This window comes from Streptomyces sp. NPDC047108 (assembly GCF_040643575.1).
Taxonomy (GTDB): domain Bacteria; phylum Actinomycetota; class Actinomycetes; order Streptomycetales; family Streptomycetaceae; genus Streptomyces.
In genome coordinates, this window is the sequence record NZ_JBEYUP010000005.1 from 17,442 (window position 1) to 38,120 (window position 20,679).

General features: G+C 70.9%; 22 protein-coding genes. 10 read left to right on the forward strand and 12 right to left on the reverse strand.

The genetic code is table 11. From position 1 onward, the window contains the following. Nucleotides 1–176 precede the first annotated feature (176 nt). The 3 genes from ABZ822_RS13085 to ABZ822_RS13095 form a co-directional block, all read right to left on the reverse strand. On the reverse strand, nucleotides 177–596 hold the full coding sequence (locus ABZ822_RS13085) for an acyl-CoA thioesterase (protein ID WP_360851536.1): 420 nt from the start codon (nucleotides 594–596) through the stop codon (nucleotides 177–179). 80 nt (nucleotides 597–676) lie between these two features. Next, nucleotides 677–1,087 carry a hypothetical protein gene (locus ABZ822_RS13090; protein WP_360851538.1) on the reverse strand — a complete coding sequence of 137 codons (411 nt, stop codon included), beginning with the start codon at nucleotides 1,085–1,087 and terminating at the stop codon, nucleotides 677–679. 108 nt (nucleotides 1,088–1,195) lie between these two features. Then, on the reverse strand, nucleotides 1,196–1,435 hold the full coding sequence (locus tag ABZ822_RS13095; protein ID WP_360851541.1) for a DUF6191 domain-containing protein: 240 nt from the start codon (nucleotides 1,433–1,435) through the stop codon (nucleotides 1,196–1,198). Between the two features lie 1,156 nt (nucleotides 1,436–2,591). Between ABZ822_RS13095 and ABZ822_RS13100 the strand changes: the two genes are divergently transcribed. Then, nucleotides 2,592–4,670, forward strand: a complete 2,079-nt coding sequence (locus ABZ822_RS13100; RefSeq protein WP_360851544.1) for a bifunctional polysaccharide deacetylase/glycosyltransferase family 2 protein — start codon at nucleotides 2,592–2,594, stop codon at nucleotides 4,668–4,670. Between the two features lie 923 nt (nucleotides 4,671–5,593). Then, nucleotides 5,594–6,748 carry an LCP family protein gene (locus tag ABZ822_RS13105; protein ID WP_360852393.1) on the forward strand — a complete coding sequence of 385 codons (1,155 nt, stop codon included), beginning with the start codon at nucleotides 5,594–5,596 and terminating at the stop codon, nucleotides 6,746–6,748. A 116-nt stretch (nucleotides 6,749–6,864) separates the two neighbouring features. On the opposite strand, the gene ABZ822_RS13110 is transcribed toward ABZ822_RS13105, so the two are convergent. Beyond that, nucleotides 6,865–7,317 (reverse strand): lamin tail domain-containing protein, encoded by a 453-nt coding sequence (locus ABZ822_RS13110; RefSeq protein ID WP_360851547.1) that lies wholly within the window; start codon nucleotides 7,315–7,317, stop codon nucleotides 6,865–6,867. Nucleotides 7,318–7,718: 401 nt separating this feature from the next. Between ABZ822_RS13110 and ABZ822_RS13115 the strand changes: the two genes are divergently transcribed. The 4 genes from ABZ822_RS13115 (at nucleotide 7,719) to ABZ822_RS13130 (ending at nucleotide 10,101) form a co-directional block, all read left to right on the forward strand. Then, nucleotides 7,719–8,069: a hypothetical protein gene (locus ABZ822_RS13115; RefSeq protein WP_360851550.1), complete on the forward strand. Its 351-nt coding sequence runs from the start codon at nucleotides 7,719–7,721 to the stop codon at nucleotides 8,067–8,069. A 77-nt stretch (nucleotides 8,070–8,146) separates the two neighbouring features. After that, nucleotides 8,147–8,290 carry a hypothetical protein gene (locus ABZ822_RS13120; RefSeq protein ID WP_360851553.1) on the forward strand — a complete coding sequence of 48 codons (144 nt, stop codon included), beginning with the start codon at nucleotides 8,147–8,149 and terminating at the stop codon, nucleotides 8,288–8,290. A gap of 18 nt (nucleotides 8,291–8,308) precedes the next feature. After that, on the forward strand, nucleotides 8,309–8,449 hold the full coding sequence (locus tag ABZ822_RS13125) for a DUF4186 family protein (RefSeq protein ID WP_360852396.1): 141 nt from the start codon (nucleotides 8,309–8,311) through the stop codon (nucleotides 8,447–8,449). Between the two features lie 308 nt (nucleotides 8,450–8,757). Next, entirely contained in the window at nucleotides 8,758–10,101 is a 1,344-nt protein-coding gene (locus tag ABZ822_RS13130; protein ID WP_360852399.1) for an MFS transporter, read from the forward strand. A 33-nt stretch (nucleotides 10,102–10,134) separates the two neighbouring features. On the opposite strand, the gene msrA (ABZ822_RS13135) is transcribed toward ABZ822_RS13130, so the two are convergent. The 3 genes from msrA (ABZ822_RS13135) to ABZ822_RS13145 all read right to left on the reverse strand — a co-directional run bounded on the left by msrA (ABZ822_RS13135) (nucleotide 10,135) and on the right by ABZ822_RS13145 (nucleotide 12,953). Continuing rightward, the gene (msrA, locus tag ABZ822_RS13135) at nucleotides 10,135–10,806 is read right to left on the reverse strand and encodes a peptide-methionine (S)-S-oxide reductase MsrA (RefSeq protein ID WP_360851556.1); all 672 of its coding nucleotides are present in this window, start codon (nucleotides 10,804–10,806) and stop codon (nucleotides 10,135–10,137) included. Nucleotides 10,807–11,074: 268 nt separating this feature from the next. After that, on the reverse strand, nucleotides 11,075–11,737 hold the full coding sequence (gene msrA / locus ABZ822_RS13140; protein WP_360851559.1) for a peptide-methionine (S)-S-oxide reductase MsrA: 663 nt from the start codon (nucleotides 11,735–11,737) through the stop codon (nucleotides 11,075–11,077). 100 nt (nucleotides 11,738–11,837) lie between these two features. Continuing rightward, entirely contained in the window at nucleotides 11,838–12,953 is a 1,116-nt protein-coding gene (locus ABZ822_RS13145; RefSeq protein WP_360851561.1) for a hypothetical protein, read from the reverse strand. A gap of 139 nt (nucleotides 12,954–13,092) precedes the next feature. On the opposite strand from ABZ822_RS13145, the gene ABZ822_RS13150 reads away from it, so the two are divergent. Further along, entirely contained in the window at nucleotides 13,093–14,259 is a 1,167-nt protein-coding gene (locus ABZ822_RS13150) for a cystathionine gamma-synthase (RefSeq protein WP_360851564.1), read from the forward strand. Nucleotides 14,260–14,444: 185 nt separating this feature from the next. Here the strand turns inward: ABZ822_RS13150 and ABZ822_RS13155 are convergent, their stop codons facing one another. The 3 genes from ABZ822_RS13155 to ABZ822_RS13165 all read right to left on the reverse strand — a co-directional run bounded on the left by ABZ822_RS13155 (nucleotide 14,445) and on the right by ABZ822_RS13165 (nucleotide 15,819). Next, the gene (locus tag ABZ822_RS13155) at nucleotides 14,445–14,696 is read right to left on the reverse strand and encodes a hypothetical protein (protein WP_360851567.1); all 252 of its coding nucleotides are present in this window, start codon (nucleotides 14,694–14,696) and stop codon (nucleotides 14,445–14,447) included. Next, nucleotides 14,693–15,154, reverse strand: a complete 462-nt coding sequence (locus ABZ822_RS13160) for a sigma factor-like helix-turn-helix DNA-binding protein (protein ID WP_360851570.1) — start codon at nucleotides 15,152–15,154, stop codon at nucleotides 14,693–14,695. Before ABZ822_RS13160 ends, ABZ822_RS13155 begins: the two co-directional genes overlap by 4 nt. Before the next feature lie 137 nt (nucleotides 15,155–15,291). Beyond that, entirely contained in the window at nucleotides 15,292–15,819 is a 528-nt protein-coding gene (locus ABZ822_RS13165; RefSeq protein ID WP_360851573.1) for a MarR family transcriptional regulator, read from the reverse strand. Nucleotides 15,820–15,944: 125 nt separating this feature from the next. Here ABZ822_RS13165 and ilvA point away from each other — a divergent pair, with 125 nt between their 5' ends. The 3 genes from ilvA (at nucleotide 15,945) to ABZ822_RS13180 (ending at nucleotide 19,488) form a co-directional block, all read left to right on the forward strand. Further along, a complete protein-coding gene (gene ilvA, locus ABZ822_RS13170; RefSeq protein ID WP_360851576.1) occupies nucleotides 15,945–17,195 on the forward strand; it encodes a threonine ammonia-lyase in 1,251 nt (416 codons plus the stop codon). A 383-nt stretch (nucleotides 17,196–17,578) separates the two neighbouring features. Then, a complete protein-coding gene (locus tag ABZ822_RS13175) occupies nucleotides 17,579–18,628 on the forward strand; it encodes an ATP-binding cassette domain-containing protein (RefSeq protein ID WP_360851579.1) in 1,050 nt (349 codons plus the stop codon). Between the two features lie 5 nt (nucleotides 18,629–18,633). Next, the gene (locus ABZ822_RS13180) at nucleotides 18,634–19,488 is read left to right on the forward strand and encodes an ABC transporter permease (protein ID WP_360852402.1); all 855 of its coding nucleotides are present in this window, start codon (nucleotides 18,634–18,636) and stop codon (nucleotides 19,486–19,488) included. 89 nt (nucleotides 19,489–19,577) lie between these two features. Here ABZ822_RS13180 and greA read toward each other — a convergent pair whose 3' ends face one another. Together greA and ABZ822_RS13190 are read right to left on the reverse strand one after the other, a co-directional pair. Then, nucleotides 19,578–20,075 (reverse strand): transcription elongation factor GreA, encoded by a 498-nt coding sequence (greA, locus tag ABZ822_RS13185; RefSeq protein ID WP_360851582.1) that lies wholly within the window; start codon nucleotides 20,073–20,075, stop codon nucleotides 19,578–19,580. Nucleotides 20,076–20,241: 166 nt separating this feature from the next. Further along, nucleotides 20,242–20,652, reverse strand: coding sequence for a DUF4307 domain-containing protein (locus tag ABZ822_RS13190; RefSeq protein ID WP_360851585.1), 411 nt, complete (start codon nucleotides 20,650–20,652; stop codon nucleotides 20,242–20,244). Between the last annotated feature and the right edge of the window lie 27 nt (nucleotides 20,653–20,679).

Below are 20,679 nucleotides of genomic sequence, written 5' to 3' on the forward strand. Positions count from 1 at the left end.
GCCCCCCCCCGCGTCGCCGGCCCCCGCGCGCCCCCCCCCCCTCCCGCCCCCCCGGCCCGCCCCGCCGCCGTGGTGCGAAAGGAACCGGCCGGGACGGCCGGAGACCGGCGGGAGCGGGACCGGCCGGAGACCGGCGGGTCGGACGCCTGTGGTCAGCGGCCGGGGATCGCCCGTGGTCAGAGGCCGAGGATCGCCGGGTCGGAGGCGAACTCGCGGAAGGTGGCGCGGGGATCGGGCAGCAGCCGCCGGGCCCTGAGATCCATCATCCCGCCGACGCTGGTCAGCTCCGCGACCAGTTCGCCGTCACGGAGGAAGGTCTGCTCGACCCGGAAGGTCTTGCCCTCACCGAAGACGAAGCTGCAGGTCACGTCGACCTCGTCACCGGCGCGCAGCTCCCGGTGGAAACGGATCGTGCTCTCCAGGTTCACCGGGCCGACGGCCTTCTCGACCAGATCACTCTGCCGGATCCCGGAAGCCTGGACGAGGGACCAGCGCGCATGCTCGCCGTACTGCATGTACACGCTGGTGTTGAGATGGCCCTGGGAATCCGTCTCGTAGCCACGGACGGTGATCCGAACGGTGAATGGCTGAGTCATCCCGCCATCCTTGCGCATGGCACTGACAGCGTCATCCGCGGGACGCGTTGCCGCCGGGGCCCGGGGCGTGTCCCGCGGCGTCAGCGCTGGTGGGTGTAGCGGATCCAGAACACGGTCGCGGCCATCCCGGCGCCGCAGAAGAGGCCGATGAACACCGACTTCAGCCACGTCATGTCACTGAGGGCGACCAGGTAGCCCATGGCGCAGCCGAACACCACGCCGTAGAGCGCTCCGCGCATTTCGGGCATCAGGCGCCTCTGCAGCACCGCGATGCCCAGACACAGCACGACGACCACGGCACCGCCGACGAACGACTCGATCATGATCCGCTCGTTGGACGCGCCGTTGTTGCTGGTGAGGAAGGCGGCGTAGAGCCCGTAGCAGATCCCGAGCACCAGTGGGACGCCCACGAAGGCCCGGGAGCGACGGCGCCCGGAGGGCAGGGCCGGGAACGCTCGGGCCGTGATCGAGGGGTGCGCGTGAGCGGTCATGACGGGCTCCTCTCGGCTCTCTCCCACTCACCAGCGCACACCCGGCGGGGCGCGGCGGCAACCGGAGCAAGGCCGGGCCAGGGCCGGACACGGCGTCGACCAGGGGCGTCAGTGGCTGTCGTCGTCGGGGTGCTCCTGACGCACGACGACTTTGCCGGAGGAGAGGTCGATGGGGCCGCGCGCGGGGTCGCTGTCGCCGATGTCGTCGATGCACAGCTGGTGCTTCTGCCGCTCCTCCTCGGTGTGCTGACGACCGGGCGCGAACAGCTCTTCGGCGATGTTGAACAACGGTCCTCCCAGAACGTACCGGGCCGGGCCTGCCCGGTACGTCCGAGCGTAGATACGCATGACCCGAAAAGACATGGGTTGTGGAAGATCATTTGCAACCGTGGCGGTGGTCCGGAGTCGGGGCTGTTCGGTGGGAATGGCGGTGGCATGCGTCACGGTGCCGTCGCATGCGGGTCCGAAGGACGGTGCGACCGCGCACCGCGAGGGAGAGGGAAGAAGAGAGGGGCGGCGCCGGTCTCGCACAACAGGCGTACGGGGTACGCGCGCTGTGGCGCCGAGTCCCACGACGCCGACGCGGTGGGCGAGTTGATCCGGTGGGGCGCCACTGCCGTACGGGTCCGGGCTCCTCTCCCGGAGGGGTTCACGACGCCTCGCGACCGCCGTGCCGGCGGTGCGCGGCCCTCGCCGACGCGCGACGCGACTCCCGGCGGCCCGCCGCATCCCGGGCATACGGCCCCGGTTCAGGGCACGCCGAAGAACCGGGACCGATGCGTTTTTCGCGCACTCGCTCCTCGACGCCCGCTTTCCCGCAATCAACGCCCGTATTCCACCCGGATTTCCGGGTCCCGGCACCCCTGAAGGCCTGGACAAATCAACGGTGATGAGGGGCCTCCGCCAGGTGTAGCGGAGATCACGGATGGGTGGCTTCCGGGGGAACAGTCCATGACGTAACCGTGCCCGTTCCTTCGAATCGCCTGCTCAGAGTGGGTGCTTGCTTTGTGTTGACAGATGGACGGGACGTGGAGGTGAACGACGGAGACGTGTGTCCGTTGAGCAGGCTTTGAGCTTCCTTGCACACTCCTGTTCGAGGCTGACTACACTCGCCCGCTATGGCTACGACGGGACGGAAGCGAAGCGGACGCCGGGGAGTGCGCAATCAGCGCCAGATATTTGTGGATTCTTCCGGACGTCGCAGACGGTTCCTCTGGCTTCTGGCCATGGCGGTCGGATGTGCCTGCGCGTGCTACCTGCTGATGCTCATCGCCGCGCTCTCCGGAGTGCTGGAGCAGCAGTCGGGAGCAGCGCCGCATCCGCGCTACGAGCCGTCCGGTGTCTCGGACACGACCCCCGCGCGCAGTGACGCTACGCGCGGTGACTCCTCGCCGTTCGCCCCCCACGGCGAGGGATCTCCGGCAGTCGTCCCGACCCCGGGTCATGACAGAACCGCGCCGGTCACGGCGTACGTCCTGTCGGCCCCAGGTGGAGGCAATGTCACGTGAGCGCACGCCACGCGCGGAGTCGTGACCCGCGCGGGCACTGGCTGCTGCTGATCGTCGCGATCACCGCGGTTGCCGCTGCCCTGCTCTTCGAGGGCTGGACCACCTACGAGGTCGGTGCGGCCCAGACGAAGCGTGCCTGCAGCACGCCGGTGCCCAAGGCGGCCGACAGCGGGCAGCCGGTCGTACGCATCAAGGACGGCAAGGTGAGCACGGCGGCCATGCCGCCCCGTACCGTCGCGCTCACCTTCGACGGCGGACCGGACCCCGTCTGGACGCCCCGGCTGCTCGAACTGCTGCGCAACCACAAGGCGAAGGCGACCTTCTTCCTCTCCGGCGCCCAGGTGGCCCGTCACCCGGACCTCGTGGAGAAGATCCGCGACGAGGGGCACGAGATCGGCTCGTACACCTACACCGGGGTCGACCTCGGTCAGGTGTCCGCCCCGCGCACGCGGCTGGAGATGTCGCTCACCCAGTCCGCGCTGGCCGGCGCCGCTGGTGTGAAGACGGATCTGGCGCGGCTGCCGCTCACGACGCAGGCCGACACGATGTGCGGTGGTGAGTGGACCGCGGCGGAGCGGGTTGCCGCGGAGGGCTACACGCTCGTCGCGGCCGACCGGCCGTTCCGGAAGCCGGAGCAGGGTTTGATCCGGCAGTTCAGCAATACGGACATAGCGTTCCAAGAGACGAAAAAGCTGCTCCGTAATCAGAAGGTCCGGTTCACCACCGTCACCGACGGGCTCGGCGAGCGCAAGGTCAACGCCGAGGCGGCCACCGCCAGTCGCTGGCAGGGCGAGGGCCTGATCATGGTGCAGACGATCGGGCACTTCTTCGTCGACATCATGACCTGGGTGCTCGGCATCGGCGGCGGGCTCGCGCTGGTCCGCCTGGTGCTGCTCATGGTCTTCGCCCGGGCGCACGTCCGGCGGATCGGCCGGTTCCGCCCCGGCTCGCCCTGGCTGCGGGAGATCACCGAGCCGGTGACGGTCCTCATCCCGGCGTACAACGAGGAGGCCGGCATCCAGTCGACCGTCCTCTCGCTCCTCGACTCCACCCACCCGTACCTGCAGATCATCGTGGTCGACGACGGGTCGACGGACGGGACGGCGGAGATCGCCGCCGCGATCGACGACCCGCGCGTCACCGTCGTCCGCCAGCCCAACGCGGGCAAGGCGGCGGCCCTCAACACGGGCCTGGTGTACGCCGAGTACGACATCGTGGTGATGGTCGACGCCGACACCGTCTTCGAACCGGACGCGATCTACCACCTCATCCAGCCGCTCGCCCACCCCGCTGTCGGCGCGGTCAGCGGCAACACCAAGGTGGGGAACCGGAAGCGTCTGCTCGGCAAGTGGCAGCACCTGGAGTACGTCTTCGGGTTCAACCTCGACCGCCGCATGTTCGAGGTGCTGGAGTGCATGCCGACGGTCCCCGGGGCCATCGGTGCCTTCCGCCGTGACGCCCTCATGGGTGTCGGCGGTGTGAGTGAGGACACGCTCGCCGAGGACACCGACCTCACCATGGCTCTGTGGCGCGCGGGCTGGCGGGTGGTCTACCAGGAGTCCGCCGTCGCCTGGACCGAAGTGCCGGTGAAACTCAGCCAGTTGTGGCGACAGCGCTACCGCTGGTGCTACGGCACACTTCAAGCCATCTGGAAGCACCGCCGCGCCGTGCTCGAGATGGGTCCGCCCGGCCGTTTCGGCCGCCGCGGGCTGACGTACCTGGTGGTCTTCCAGGTGATATTGCCGCTGTTCGCGCCGATCGTGGACCTCTTCGCCCTGTACGGGGCGCTGTTCCTCGACTCGGCCCTCTGGATCGTGGTGTGGCTCGGCTTCCTGGGTGTCCAGATGTTCGGCGCCGGATACGCGCTGCGTCTGGACGGCGAGAAACTGAGAACACTATGGGTGATGCCGCTCCAACTCGTCGTCTACCGGCAGCTGATGTACCTGGTGACCATTCAGTCCGTGGTCACCGCGCTGCTGGGCAGCCGGCTGAAGTGGCATCGCATGCACCGCTCCGGTACCGCAGACCAGTACCGGCTGGAAGAACCGGTCGGTCAACCGTTGTCATTGAACTGACCCATGGTCCCCGACCGTAGAAAGAAGGGCACTAGGTAGCGACGCCCTCTACTGCCGAACAACCCCCCACCGGCATGGAAGGAACGTCATCGTGATGGATCTCCCTTTCGTCACCGCTGTTCGGAACGCTGGAACCGCACATGAATGAGTACACGGCCGGATCCCCGGACCCGCTGACCGCGGGCACCGGAGATCACTGGGCCCAGCCCCCCACATCAACCCCCACCTCCCCCATGAACGACTGGCACGAAGGACTTCCCGGCACCGCCGACCCGTACGGCCCGTACGGGGGTTACACCGACCCCTACGGGGCGTACGCCGACCCGAACGCCGGCTACGCGGCGGCTCACGTCGGCTACGCGGACCCCTACGCCGGGGCCGGAGACACCTACGGCGGCTACGCGGACCCCCACGCCGCGTACGCCGACCCGGTGACCGGCCACACCGGCGCCCCCGCGGGCCACGCGGACCCCTTCGGCGGCTACGCGGCCACCGGCGTGGACACCACGTATGCGGACCCCCACACCGCATACGTGAACTCCCAGGCCGTGTACGCCGACCCGCAGACGGGCTTCGCGGATCCGCAGGCCGTGTACGCCGACCCGCACAGGGGCTTCACGGACCCGCAGGCCGGGTTCGCGGATCCCCAGGCCGGGTTCGCGGATCCGCTGACGGGATTCGCCGACCCCCACTCCGTCGGCACCGACCCCGGCATGCTCTACGGGGACCAGACGTCCGTCTTCGCGGACCCCGGCATCACCACCGTGGATCCGAACTCCCTCTTCAGGGACCCCCTCACCCCGGACGAGGAGGCCGCCGCCCCCGCAGAGCCGGTGCGGATCATCCAGCACGACCCCGCAGGGCAGGGCGTCACCGAAGCGGACCCGGAGACGGCCGGTCCGCACACGGATCCGCAGCTGCCCATGCCCGTACCGAACGGCGCCACCACGCCCGCGCACGGCTTCGCCGACCCCGACGACGACGGCCGCAGCCACCCGCGCTTCGCTCACCTCGCGGGCCAGATCGGCGGCGGAACCCATCTGCCGCCGCGGCGCATACGCAACGCCGACCGCGGCGACCGTCCGCGGCGGCGCCTGCGGAAGACGGTGATCGGCGTGGTCACGGTGGCCGTCGTCGCCTCCGTGTCCAGCTACGCGTGGGCCGACTCCAAGCTCAACCGCGAGGTCGATCTCGGCAAGGTCGAGAACCGTCCTCCGAGCGGTGAGGGCACCAACTACCTGATCGTGGGCTCCGACAGCCGCGACGGGCTGTCGAGCGACGACCGGAAGAACCTGAAGACCGGGACGGCAGAGGGCCGGCGCACCGACTCGATGATCCTCATGCACACCGGTGCGGAGGGCACGACGATGATGAGCCTGCCCCGTGACTCGTGGGTGACCATCCCCGGGTATCTCCGCCCCGAGACCGGCAAGCACGTGCCCAAGGGCAAGAACAAGCTCAACGCCTCGTTCTCGATCGGGGGGCCGGAACTCCTCGTACGGACCGTGGAGCTCAACACCGGCCTGAAGATCGATCACTACGCGGAGATCGGCTTCGCGGGCTTCGTCAACATCGTCGACTCGGTCGGCGGGGTCGACGTCTGCCTGGACCGCGACGTCAAGGACAAGAAGTCCGGGGCCGATCTGAAGAAGGGATGCCAGACCCTCAACGGGAAGAACGCGCTGGCGTTCGTCCGGCAGCGCCACCAGGAGGCCGAGGGCGATCTGGGCCGGTCCCAGAACCAGCAGAAGTTCCTGGCGGCCCTCGCGAAGAAGGCCGGGCAGTCCGACACCATGATGAGCCCGTCCAAGCTCTACTCGACCATGGAAGCCGGTCTGGACACGCTCATCGTCGACAAGGGCACCGGGCTGGAGAACCTCACGTCCATGTTCCGGGCGATGAAGGGTGTCTCCAGCGGCAACGGCAAGCGGCTCAACGTGCCCGTGGCCAACCCGGCGCTCCAGACGTCCAAGGGGAGCGCGGTGCAGTGGGACGCGGCCCAGGCGAGGAAGCTCTTCGGTGAGCTGAAGAACGACCAGCCGGTGACCGTCACCGGCAAGAAGCCCGCGCGCCGCTGAACGAGCCCCGGGCCGCAGGACCGTACAGGGGTCAGCCCCTCCGCCGACCGCGCGGAGGGGCTGACCCCTTTCGCGGCTTCACCGCTTCACGGCTTCACCGCTTCATCGCGTCTTCGTCAGCACATCTTGTAGTCGGCGCGCGAGGAGTTGTACGAGCAGGTGTCGACGCTCGTCCCCGTCGACTTGCGCAGCGTGGCCTTGTCGCTGGTGTTGTTCCAGACGTACGCGCCGCGGTTCTGGTAGCGCGTGGCGGAGGTGTCGGACCCCTTGCCGGTGCGGACGGTGACGGTCTTCCCGGCACCGAGCGAGTACGTGCCGAAGGTGTACCGGTGGTTCGACGCGTCCGTCACGGTCCAGCCCTTGAGGCTGACCGCCCGGCTGGTGGTGTTGCGGATCTGCACGTACTCGGCGTTCAGGCTGGTGTTGCTGCGGGTGTCCGAGCCCGGGCTGTCGTAGTAGATCTTGTACAGATGCACGGAGCCGGCGGCCTGCGCCTGCGTCGGCAGGAGTACGGCGGTGGCCAGACCGGCGGCGACGGCAGCCGCGGCTATGGTGCGGACGCGGTTCATGGGGTCCCCCCTCGGGACGGTGCCGCGCACGGTTCGCGCGGCGAGGTGTTCACCGTAGGGACGTGGGTGCTTTGTGCCGTCACGAGTTACCAAACCGCGACATGGGGGATGTGCCGGTCGAAAGGGTGGACACCTGTCTCCTCCAACAGGCGGAGTTCCCGATCATCACCGGGCGTTCTCGACGGCGCCGCTCGCCGTCACGCCACCGTCACCGCCGCCGGATTCCGCACTGCATCCGCGCCGTGTCCGGGGCGCCACGGCGCGTGGCCCCGCGCGCGGTGCCGGGCAGGCGCCCGATCACGGGCGGTGCGCTCCGGAGCTAGGCTGGAGCCTGGAAACGCCGGAACCCGCGGCGCCATGGGAACGGCTCGGCGGGCCTCGGCCGAGCGAGGTGAGAACGCATGGCGGTCACCCTCAACGAGCGGGCGTACGACCACGCCAAGCGACTGATCGAGGCCGAGGAGACTGTCCTCGACGACCGCGACGACTGGGGTGAGCACCGGCCGAGCGCGGTCCAGGAGCACGAGTTCCTGGAGCGGCACGGCTTCGACGCGTACGCCCAGTGGTATCTGGGGATCGACGACGAGCATCCCGAGGACCACCTGAGCCGGTACACGCTGCCCTACGGCGATTTCAGCAAGGCCCACCGCTGCGGTGTGCTGTCCGCGGAGGCGCAGGCGGGGCAGCACCAGTACGTGGACATCGAAGCGGCCGTCGGTGAACTGCGCGGACTGCTTGACCGGTCGACGTGAAGCGCCTCACGCGTCACAGGCCCGGGCGGCGTGCCGGCTTCCGGTCCCTCGTGCACCGCTCCCCTGCGGAGGACTCGATGTCCGAACCGACGCAGGACGCACTCGGCGAACGGCTGGACGCGATCGCGCGGCAGCCCTTCCGCGCGAAGTCCCGTCTGCGCGGCCGGAAGCGTTCCATCGCCCAGCTCGACGGCCCGGCCACGCTACGCCGGCACGCGTAGACCTCGTTCAGCAAGCGCCTGGCTCCGGCCGAGCCGTACAAGGACGGCAGGCAGACCCCGTACCGCGGCCACCCCGTCTTCGTCGCCCAGCACGCGACGGCCACCTGCTGCCGGGGCTGCCCGCAGCGCTGTCATCACATCCCCCAGGGGCGGTTCTGAGCCGTGCGGAGCGGACCTACGTGGTGGACGTCATCTGCCGCCGGATCGAACGCGAGGCGGCGGGCCCGCCGGACGCGGGCGGCCCGCGAGGGCCCGGCGGTTCCTGAACGGGGCGGCGGCTCCTGAGCGGTGCGACGAGCCGGGGCCGCGCGCGGGCATCGCGGCATGCGCCGATACCGCCCTCTATGGTGCATCTGTCACTGAACATCCGTGTACGGGATAGGGGTGAGGACGTGCCGTTCGCGGAGTCCGCCGAGGACGGTGAACCCGCGCCCCGCCCTGAACCGGCTCCGGAGGCCGGCCGGCGGATGTGGAAGCCGTTGCTCGCCGTGTGCACCGGGTACTTCATGGTGATCCTGGACGTGACGATCATCAACGTCGCCGTGCCCGTCGTGGGCCGTGACGTCTCGGCCTCGCTCACCGCGATCCAGTGGATCACCAACGGGTACACCCTGGTCTTCGCCGGACTGCTGCTGACCGGCGGCGCGTTGGGCGACCGGCTGGGCAACCGCAGGATCTTCTGCACCGGCGTGGCCGTGTTCACCGCCTCCTCCGGCGCGTGCGCCCTGGCCCCTAACGCCCCCGTCCTGGTCGCCGCGCGGCTGGTCGAGGGGGTCGGCGCGGCGCTGATCGTGCCCGGCTCGCTGGCGCTGCTCCAGCAGGCGTTCCCGGATCCGGCCGCGCGCTCGCGGGCGTTCGGGCTGTGGGGTTCGATGGCGGGCATCGCCGCGTCGGCCGGGCCGCTGCTGGGCGGGCTGCTCGTCTCCACCGTCGGCTGGCGGTGGGTCTTCCTCATCAACCTGCCCGTCGGCATCGCCTGTCTGGCGCTGACCCTGCGGTACGTCGCCCCCTCCGCCCGGCACCCCGGCCGGACCCTGGACTGGCCGGCCCAGCTCGCGATCGTCGCGGCCGTGGCCCTGCTGACCGCCGCGCTCAACGAAGCGGGGCGGCGCGGCTGGTCGGATCCCGCGGTCCTCGCGGGCGCGGGCCTGGCGGTGCTCGCGACCGTGGCGTTCGCGGTGCGCGAGCGGCTGGCGCGCTCTCCCGTGATCCCGCTGAGCCTGCTGCATGCGCGGGCGACGAGCGGCGGAGCCGTCATCGGCCTGCTGTTCAACTTCGGTTTCTACGGGATGGTCTTCACCGCCAGCCTGTACTTCCAGCAGCAGCGCGGCTTCAGCGCTCTCGGCACCGGTCTCGCGCTGTTCCCCGCGGTGGCCATGACCATGTTCGCCTCCGTCCTGTCCGGGCGGCTGTCCGGCAGAACCGGCCACCGCCCGCTGGTGGCCGGCGGCATGCTCCTGGCGGGTCTGGGGCTGGCCGGCTGGGCAGCGGCGGGGAACGACCCCGCGTACGTGCTGCTCGTGGCCCCGATGATGGCCGCGGGGTTCGGCACCTCCTTCGCCCTGACCGGCGCGACCGCGACCGTGATGGGGTCGGCGCCCGCGGGCTACTCGGGGACCGCCTCCGCCCTGTTCAACACCACGCGGCAGATCGGCAGCGCCACCGGTGTGGCGCTCGGCGGCTCCCTGCTCGCCACGGCCACCGACTACACGGCGGGGGTGCGGACCTCCATGGCCGCCGGGGCGCTCGCGTATCTGGCCGCGGCGGCCCTCGCATGGGCGTGCGTCCCACCGAAGCGCGCGGGGAGCTGAGCCGCGCCGCGTCCCCCGTCCTGTGCGGAGGGCTCAGGCACTCGGCCCGTCCGTCCCGGCCGGGAAGGAGACGCCGGTGCCGCCCGCCCCGCAGTAGCCGCCGGGATTCTTGTCCAGGTACTGCTGGTGGCACGCCTGCGCCGGATAGAACGGGTGATCCTCGGCGGCGAGGACGTCCGTGGTGATCGGGCCGTAGCCCGCCTTCGTCAGCGCCTGCTGGTACGCGTCGCGGGAGTTCACCGCGGCCGCCTGCTGCTCGGGGGAGTGGGTGAACAGGATCGACCGGACGTGGGTGCCCACGTCGTTGCCCTGGCGGAAGCCCTGGGTCGGGTCGTGGGACTCCCAGAACAGCCGGAGCAGCCGCTCGTAGGTGACCCTCGCGGGGTCGAAGACCACCCGTACCGTCTCCGCGTGCCCCGTCAGCCCGGTGCGGATCTCGTCGTCGACCGGGTAGGGCGTGAGTCCGCCCTGAAAGCCCGTCAGGGTGGTCCAGATCCCGGCCGGAAGCTGCCAGAACCGCCGCTCGGCGCCCCAGAAGCAGCCGAGCGCGAACCCGGCGACCTCGGAACCGTCGGGGTACGGGCCCAGCAACGCCGTCCCGAGAACCGTGTGCTTCGCGGGAACCTCGTACGCGGGCGCGGACCGGCCGGGCGGAGCCTCCTCGGGTGTGGGCAGACGCAGTTCACGACGCCGGACGAACGACAAGGCCGCCTCCTCGTTCCCGGTGGGAACCCGGGGATGGGTACCCGCCCGGCGCCCCGCGCGCCGAGCCGTGGAGCCAGCATGACGTGCCCTCGGGCCGCGTGTCCCAACTCCGCGCCCAGGAAGGACCCATGGCGCCAGGATCCGGCCACGTCCGTTCGGTGGTGCCCGGCTCAGGAGCGCGGAGGGGTCGTCGCGTCCCGTTCGACGAGTTGATCAGCGAGACGTTCGAAACAGACCTTCGCCCTCCGAACGGGTGAGGGCGTGTTTCTCACCCGTCCGCCCGTGCCACGCCCACCGGGCACGAAACTCCCGTGCCGCCGATGCCGCAGTAGCCGTTCGGGTTCTTGTCCAGGTACTGCTGGTGGTACGGCTCCGCCGGGTAGAAGGGGCGGCCCTCCTCGGTGAGGATCTCCGTGGTGATCTCGCCGTGCCCCGCCTTCGTCAGCACCTGCTGGTACGCGTCGCGGGACTTCTCCGCCGCCGCCTGCTGCTCGGCGGAGTGGGAGTAGATCGCGGAGCGGTACTGGGTACCCACGTCGTTGCCCTGGCGGAAGCCCTGCGTCGGGTCGTGGGCCTCCCAGAAGGCCTTCAGCAGGCTGTCGTACGGGACGACCTTCGGGTCGAAGACGACGCGCACCGCCTCGGTGTGCCCGGTCAGACCGCTGCACACCTCTTCGTACGCCGGGTTCGGAGTGTGCCCGCCCTGGTAGCCGACCAGGGTCGTCCACACACCAGGGATCTGCCAGAAGATGCGCTCCGCGCCCCAGAAGCAGCCCAGCCCGAAATCGGCCACCTCCAGGCCCTCGGGGTAGGGGCCCTGCAGCGGGTTGCCGAGGACCGTGTGGCGCTCCGGAACGATGAATTCCGGTGTCTCGCGGCCGCGCAGGGACTCCTCGGCGGTGGGAAGCTGCGGCTTGCGGTTCAGGAACATGGGGCCACTCCTCGGCGTAGTGCGTCCGCCTGTGAGAACGTCGGGCCGGGCCCCGGAATTCCAGGCTCCGGGGCACGGTCGCCCCTGTTCCGGCGCCGTTTCAGCGCGGCATCGTCGCCGGGCTGCCGCCCGACTGTTCCCACCCGGCGACCGCCTGCGCGCGGTACACCGTGTACGCGATCGCCGGATCCGGCTCGTACGACCACGGCACCGCTCCCACGTGCCCGTCCACGTGCCCGAGCTGCTCCATCGCCTCCGCGTAGCGCTCGGCGCGCACCAGGAACCAGACCAGCAGATGCCGGACGTGCGGCAGCGCCGGGTGGTCGGCGGGCACCGAGCGGGTCGCGAAGAGCGCGCCCTGGACGGCGCGGCCGACGACCTCGCCCTGGTAGAGGCCCCGGACCATGTTCACCTCGGGCAGGTGCTCGAAGACCGCGAACAGCGGCAGCGCGGGGAGCAGGCTCTTCTCGGGCGCGGTCGCCGCCGCGCCCTGCGCGAACGCGTCCGCCTTCTCCTTGGAGCCGTGCCACTTCTCGCACCAGTGGTGCAGGGCGGCCAGATGCGCTCCCATGTGGTCCGGGGCGCGTGAGGTGACCTTGCTCCACAACTCCTCGAAGTCGGCCTCCCGGTAGCCCAGACCGCGCGCCACCGCGAGCTCGACGATGTACGGCGTCGGGTCGCCCGGGGCGAGCAGCGCGGCCTCGCCGCACACCGTCCGCGCCTCCTCCAGGATGATCCGGTACTCGTCCGAACCCGGCCCCGCCTGCGACTGCCGCGCCTGCCGCACCAGGAACTCCGCGTGGACGACCGCGCCGCCCGCCTCCTTGGGCGCGTCCACCCGCCAGGTCCGCAGCCACCGGCCGCCCTCGCCCGGCGCCTGCGCCAGCTCGACGGCCGCCGCACCCGCCAGGGTCTGGACGCGCTGCCAGCGCAGCTCCCGGTCGTCGGCCGATGCGGTCGAGGCGAGCAGCTGCGCGGCCGGGTGCCAGTCCTGGGTGCGCCGGATCTCCTCCAGGACCTCCGCCAGCTCGGGGTCGGGGCCCGGCAGCCGCACGTCGAGACGTTCCGGGGGCGCGAAGCCGTACCCGGCGTACGGGTCGACGGCGCTCTCGTGACCGCGCAGCGCCTGCTTGCCACCGCGATGACGCAGCAGGGCGGGCACCACGAGGAGACCGCCGATCATGACCAGGCCGAGCAGGATGATCATTATGTCCATGAGAGGTCCGAGTCCTGTGTCCGTTCGTCCGCGAGGGCCTGCCCGGTCGTTCGGGACAGGGCCTGCCCGGCGCGCCCGTACGAGGTCTGTCGTGCGAGGAGTGGGCGCACAGTCAGTGTGGCGCATTACGCTCGGGCTCATGACCGACGAGCACCAGCAGCAGCACGAGTACCACGGCTTCGAGACCCGGGCGATCCACGCCGGACAGGAGGCGGACCCGCTCACGGGCGCCGTCGTCCCGCCGATCTACCAGGTGTCGACCTACAAGCAGGACGGCGTCGGCGGACTGCGCGGCGGTTATGAGTACAGCCGCTCCGCCAACCCGACCCGTACCGCTCTCGAGCAGAACATCGCAGCCCTGGAGGGCGGCCGGCGCGGACTCGCGTTCGCCTCCGGACTGGCGGCCGAGGACTGCCTGCTGCGCACCCTGCTCGTGCCGGGCGACCACGTGGTCATCCCCGACGACGCCTACGGCGGCACGTTCCGGCTGTTCTCCAAGGTCGCCGAGCGCTGGGGGGTGCAGTGGTCGGTGGCGAACACCTCCGACCTGGCGGCCGTGCGGGCCGCGATCACCCCGCGCACCAAGGTGATCTGGGTCGAGACGCCCAGCAACCCGCTGCTCGGCATCACCGACATCGGGGCGGTCGCGGACCTGGCGCGTGGTGCCGGCGCCCGCCTGGTGGTCGACAACACCTTCGCCAGCGCCTACCTCCAGCAGCCCCTGGCGCACGGCGCGGACATCGTCGTGCACTCCACGACCAAGTACATGGGCGGGCACTCGGACGTCGTCGGCGGCGCGCTCGTGGTGAACGACGACGCCCTCGGCGACGAACTCGCCTTCCACCAGAACGCGATGGGTGCCATCGCCGGGCCCTTCGACGCCTGGCTGACGATGCGCGGCATCAAGACCCTCGCCGTACGGATGGACCGGCACAGCGCCAACGCCGAGCGCGTGGCCGAACTGCTCGTCGCCCACCCGAAGGTGACGCAGGTCTACTACCCGGGGCTGCACGAGCACCCGGGCCACGAGATCGCGGCGAAGCAGATGCGGTCCTTCGGCGGCATGGTGTCCTTCCGGGTCACCGGCGGGGAGCAGGCGGCGGTCGAGGTGTGCAACCGCGCCCGGCTGTTCACCCTCGGAGAGTCGCTCGGCGGCGTCGAGTCGCTGATCGAGCACCCGGGGCGGATGACGCACGCGTCCGCGGCCGGATCGGCGCTCGAGGTGCCCGCGGACCTGGTGCGGCTGTCGGTCGGGATCGAGGCGGCGGACGACCTGCTGTCGGACCTGGCGCAGGCCCTGGGCTGACCACCCGTCCCCGCTGCGCACGGACGCCGCGAGGGCCGGGGCCGCAGAGGCGGCACCGGCCCTCGACTGTTGAGACCGGCTCGAAGTGCCCGCAGGCCGGGGTGTGTTCGCCCGCCACCGTTCCAACTGCCCGACGTGTACGGAGCGTTCGGCGCTCTCGTACGTTCAGGGGCGGCGGACGTCCGTCACCAGCCGTCCAGCGGTGGCGTGGTGTCCGTCGGCGGCACCACCCACGGCTGGGCCACCACCGCCCACGCCGCGAAGGCCACGGCCGCGGCCAGCAGCACCACCCACACCGCGGCCCGCACCACCCGGCGCCGGGCCAGGAGCTGCCGCCCGTGCTCGGCCGCGCGGGCCGCCAGGTCCGGCGGCACCACCGGATGCGGCCCGTCCAGCATCCGGCGGACCTCCTCCTGCTTGCGGTCGGGCAGGCTCACGGCGTGGCCACCTCCGGCCGGGACGGCGGCGCGGCGGGACGGCTGCGCATCGTGGCCACGGAGCGCAGGCAGATCGCGCGGATCCGGTCGGCGGGCAGGCCGAGCTGCGCCGCGGCCTGTTCCTCGGCCACACCTTCGTAGAGCCGCAGCACCAGGACCAGGCGCTCCTGGGGCGTGAGGCGGTCGAGTGTGCCGCCGCGAGGGCGCCGATGGCGCCAGGTCGTACGGGCGAAGCGGGTGGCGAGCTCCTGGCGGGTGCGCTCGTACGGGTCCTCGCCGTGGAGGCCGTCCCAGGCGGCGTAGGTCCGGGCAAGGGCGGCGGTGAGCAGACGCTCGGCGGCGCCGGGGTCGCCGGTCAGCAGTGTGGCGGCATGGAGAAGCCTGCCTGCCGCGCCCGCGACGAATGCCTCGAACTCCCGGGCCCGGCGGCGATCCAGTTCCGCGCGCCGCTCTCGCACCGTGCCCTCCTCGTCTTCAATAGACGGCAGGTACGGGCCGGGGTCAAGAGGTCAGGACGTCACGACAAGGCGACGGGCGCGGGAACAGGAAGGAGCGCGGCGGGGCGCTCCGGGCGGGCCGGTGGCCCGGACCCAGGTCAGGACGCCTGCGGCTCCTGCAGCGGCGCGGCCGCCATCCGCGCGGACAGCGCGTCGTTGAAGCGGGTGAGCAGGTCGCAGAAGGACTCCCGCTCCTCGTCCGCCCAGTCCTCCGTCAGCAGTTCCATCAGCTGGCGCCGGGAGGAGCGCACCTCGTCCAGCCGGGCCTTGCCGCGGGCCGAGAGCTGCAGGACGACCGCCCGGCCGTCCTCGGGGTGGGACGTCCTCTTGACCAGACCCGTGTCGACCAGCGGTGCGACCTGGCGGGTGACCGTCGAGGAGTCGATGCCCATCCCGGCCGCGAGCGCCTTCACGCCCATGGGCCCTTCCCGGTCCAGGCGGTTGAGCAGCAGGTAGGCGGCACGGTCCATCGAGTTGCGGACCTGTCCGACGCCGCCGAGGCGGGTCTGTTCCGCGCGTCGGGCGAAGAGGGCCACTTGGTGCTGCAGGTCATCGAGAAGGCCGCTCTCTGGGGACGCCTCCCGGGGAGCCGGGGGAGCGGTCGTCATGTCCGGAGTGGTGGGCATGGCCTGAGCTCACTTCGTGAGGACGGTCGTGGATGCGCACAGGGTACGCGGACGCGGCCCGACCCGTACCGGCTCGCGACAATCCCGTGACCGCCGGGACAGGGGGGAACTGCGAGACTGGCCTCATGGCACCATCGCACGGCGACACCTCCGGTACGACGCCCCCGCCCCTGTCCGAGATCACCGTCGACGACGTGCGCGACGCGCGCAAGATGCTCGCCGGGGTGGCCCGCATCACCGCGATGGAGGGGAGCCGCCACCTCTCCGCGCTGGTCGGCGCCCCGGTTCACCTCAAGTGCGAGAACCTTCAGCGCACCGGCTCCTTCAAGGTGCGCGGCGCCTATGTGAGGATCGCCGGCCTGAGCTCCGAGCAGCGCGCCAAGGGCGTCGTCGCGGCCAGCGCCGGCAACCACGCCCAGGGCGTCGCGCTCGCCGCGTCCTTGCTCGGGGTGCGTTCCACCGTCTTCATGCCGGTCGGCGCTCCGCTGCCCAAGGTGGCCGCGACCCGGGACTACGGCGCCGAGGTGCGGATGCACGGGCAGGTCGTGGACGAGACGCTGCGCGCGGCCCAGGAGTACGCGGACCGGACCGGCGCGGTCCTCATCCACCCCTTCGACCACCGCGACGTGGTGGCCGGGCAGGGGACGCTGGGCCTGGAGATCATCGAGCAGTGCCCGGAGGTACGGACGATCGTCGTCGGTATCGGCGGCGGCGGGCTCGCGGCCGGGATAGCGGTGGCGGTGAAGGCACTGCGCCCGGACGTGAAGGTGGTCGGGGTACAGGCGGAGGGCGCGGCCGCGTACCCGCCGTCGCTGCAGGCCGGGGCGCCGGTGTCGCTGGAGTCGGTGGCGACGATGGCGGACGGCATCAAGGTCGGGCGCCCCGGGGACGTGCCGTTCAAAATCATTGGCGATCTGGTGGACGAGGTCCGTACCGTCTCCGAGGACGAGCTCTCCAGCGCGCTGCTGCTGTGTCTGGAGCGCGCGAAGCTGGTGGTCGAACCGGCCGGGGCGAGCCCGGTGGCGGCGCTGCTGTCCCGGCCCGAGTCGTTCGACGGGCCGGTGGTGGCGGTGCTGTCCGGCGGGAACGTCGACCCGCTGCTGATGCAGCGGATCCTGCGGCACGGTATGGCGGCGGCGGGGCGCTATCTGTCGCTGAGGCTGAGGCTGACGGACCGGCCCGGGGCGCTGGCGACGCTCCTCGGGGTGTTGTCAGTGGTCGACGCTAACGTCCTGGACGTGAGCCACGTCCGGACCGATCCCCGGCTCGGGCTCGCGGAAGCGGAGGTCGAGCTGCATCTGGAGACCAAGGGTCCGGAGCACTGCACCGAGGTGAGGAAGGCACTGCGTGAGGCGGGTTACACCGTGATGGCGTGACGTTTCTCCAACGCACTGTCCACGCCGCGCGCTCGTCGCGCGGCGTGCCGGTTCGTGCATCGCGCACGGGTGGTTCGTGCATCGCGTACGGCCGACGTGCCTGAGCGGGGCGCATCGGCAAGCGGCATCGCATCGGCCGCTCGCGACATGTCGTGACGCTTGTCCCGTGCCGCGCCCCGACGTGGGCAACCTGACCCGAACCGACCTCTGCGACCTGCCGGCTTCCCGCCCCGGCCCGCCCGGCCTCACCGAAAGGTTGTCGCGACATATCGCGTCTGCGGTACGGTCTTTCCGGCAGCCGCGTTCCAAGGCTTCGCCGACGGCTCATGCCGGAGGCGCCCCCCACGACTTCATCACCACTCATGAATCCAGGAGTTGCTTCCATGCCAGGCGCCATTTACGCCGAAGGTCTGGTGAAGACCTTCGGCGATGTGAAGGCTCTGGACGGCGTCGACCTCGACGTTCCCGAGGGCACCGTGCTGGGCCTGCTCGGCCCGAACGGTGCCGGCAAGACCACCGCCGTGCGTGTCCTGACGACGCTGCTGCAGCCCGACGGAGGCAAGGCCGTGGTCGCCGGCCTCGACGTCGTCCAGCAGCCCAACGAAGTCCGGCGGGCCATCGGCCTCTCCGGCCAGTTCGCCGCCGTCGACGAGTACCTCACCGGGCGTGAGAACCTCCAGATGGTCGCCCGGCTGTACCAGATGAGCGGCCGGGCGGCGAAGGCCCGCGCGGACGAACTGCTCGAGCGGTTCCACCTCGCCGACGCCGCCGACCGGACCGCCAAGACGTACTCCGGCGGTATGAGGCGGCGGCTGGACCTGGCCGCGGCCCTCGTCGTCAGCCCGCCCGTGATGTTCATGGACGAGCCGACCACGGGCCTCGACCCGCGGAACCGGCAGGCCCTGTGGGAGGTCATAGAGGAACTGGTGGCGGGCGGCACGACCCTGCTGCTCACCACGCAGTACCTCGAGGAGGCGGACCGCCTCGCGCACGACATCTGCGTCATCGACCACGGCAAGGTCATCGCGCGCGGCACCTCCGACCAGCTCAAGGCCCAGACGGGCGGCGAGCGCGTCGAGGTCGTCGTGCACGAACCGGGGCGCCTGACCGACACCACCGAGTTGCTGCGCGGCTTCGGCAAGGGCGAGGTCAGCGTCGAGAACCACACCCGCAAGGTCACGGTCCCGGTCAGCGGCGGAGCCAAGCTCCTGGCCGAGGTCATCCGCGAACTCGACACCCGCGGCATCGAAATCGACGACATCGGCCTGCGCAGGCCGACTCTGGACGACGTCTTCATCTCGCTCACCGGCCATGCCGCGGAGAGCGACGAGGACGCCGACGCGGGGCGGGACGGACGCTCCGGCCCGGCATCCGGAGGAAAGAAGGCCCGGGCGGCCGCGACGGAGGCCCGGCGCGAGGAGGCAGCCCAGTGACCGCCGTGACGTCCACCAGTACGCCCGCCGCGGGCCAGGAGACGCGGAGTGCCCTGGGGCAGTCCGTCCGGGACTCGCTGGTCATCGCCCAGCGCAATCTGATCCGGATGATCCGGATCCCCGAGGTCGTGATCTTCGGGCTGATCCAGCCGATCATGTTCGTGGTGCTGTTCAGCTACGTCTTCGGCGGCTCGATCAACGTCCCGGGCGCCGGACTCGACCCGACCGCGTACCGGCAGTTCCTGATGGCCGGCATCTTCGCGCAGACCGTCACCTTCGCCACGGCAGGCGCCGGTGCGGGCATCGCGGAGGACATGCACAAGGGTCTGATCGACCGCTTCCGGTCGCTGCCCATGGCGCGGGGCGCGGTGCTCACCGGCCGTACGCTCGCCGACCTCGTCCAGACCGCGCTGACCGTGGTCGTACTGGCCGTGGTCGCCGTCATCGTCGGCTGGCGGATCCACGACGGGTTCATCCGGGCGCTCGCCGGGTTCGGGCTGCTGCTCCTGCTCGGGTACGCCTTCTCGTGGATCGGCGCGCTCATCGGTCTGTCCGTACGGACGCCGGAAGCCGCCACCTCTGGCGGCCTGATCTGGCTTTTCCCGCTGACGTTCATCTCGAACGCCTTCGTGCCCGCGGACAACATGCCCACCGTGCTCCGGCACATCGCCGAGTGGAACCCGTTCAGTGCCACGGTGCAGGCCTGCCGCGAGCTGTTCGGCAACCTTCCGGCGAACTACCCGGTGCCGGACGCCTGGCCGATGCAGCACCCGGTGCTCGCCTCGGTGCTCTGGTCGGTCGTGATCATCGCGGCGTTCCGCACGCTGGCGGTGCGCAAGTACCGCTCGGCGACTGCCTGATCGGCGTCACGGCGTCGATCGCGCACCGCCCGGCGCACGACTGAGCCCCCGGCCGGGAGACCGGCCGGGGGCTCACATGTCTGCGTTGCTCAGCCGGAGTACGGCTTGGCCTCGAGGATCTTCACCGCGGCCTTGCCGCCGTTGGGCAGCTCGTACTCGGCGTCGTCGCCGGCCTTCTTGCCCATCACGCCGGTGCCGAGCGGCGACTGCGGCGAGTAGGTCTCGACGTCCGCGCTGGCGTACTCGCGGGAAGCGAGGAGGAAGGTCAGGGTGTCGTCCGGGTCGCCGTCGAAGGCGATGGTCACGACCATGCCCGGGGCCACCACACCGGTGTCCGCCGGGGCCTCGCCGACCTTGGCGTGCTCCAGGAGCTGAGTGAGCTGGCGCACGCGAAGCTCCTGCTTGCCCTGCTCTTCCTTGGCGGCGTGGTACCCGCCGTTCTCCCGCAGGTCACCCTCTTCCCGGGCCGCCTCGATCTTCTTGGCGATCTCGACACGTGCGGGACCCGACAGGTAATCCAGCTCGGCCTTGAGCTGGTCGTACGCCTCCTGGGTGAGCCAGGTGACGTTCTCGCTGGTCTGGGTCACAGGTGCTCCTCGTCGGTACTGGGAATACAAAGCAACGCCCTACCCCGGAGCATTACGCCGTCACAGGTGGGCGAAACCACGAGCCTAACAATTACGGGCCGAAACAGGGAGGAGGAATACCGCTAAAGGTACATAGGGGCAGGTCAGGGGGCGTGGTGGACGCCGATTACCCGCCGGTGGCGGCCTTGCAGCCGATCAGCTCCACGGACGCCGCGCGCTGCGTCGTCCGGATCGTACCGACCTTGTCCACGCGGCCGCGGTTCTCGTCGAAACTCAGGTCCTTCCAGCCCACCTCGGTGCCGTCCGCCGCCTGGGCGAGCAGGGTGCACACCCCTCGCGTCCCGGCGTCCTTGCGGACCTCCAGATGCGCCTCGGTGGCCGAGTCCGAGACCACCTTGAACTTGATCAGCTCGCCGCTGACCTTCTGGCCGGTGACGTAACTGAATCCGAACCACGCGGTCACTCCGAGCATCGCCGCCCCGAGCACAGCACCGACGATCTTGAGCTTGCGGTCCGCGCGGGCGTCGGCGGAGCGGCCGTAGCGGGGGGCAGCGCTCTTCTCGCCCGTGGCAGACATCGTCGTCCCTCCCGCAATACGGACCGC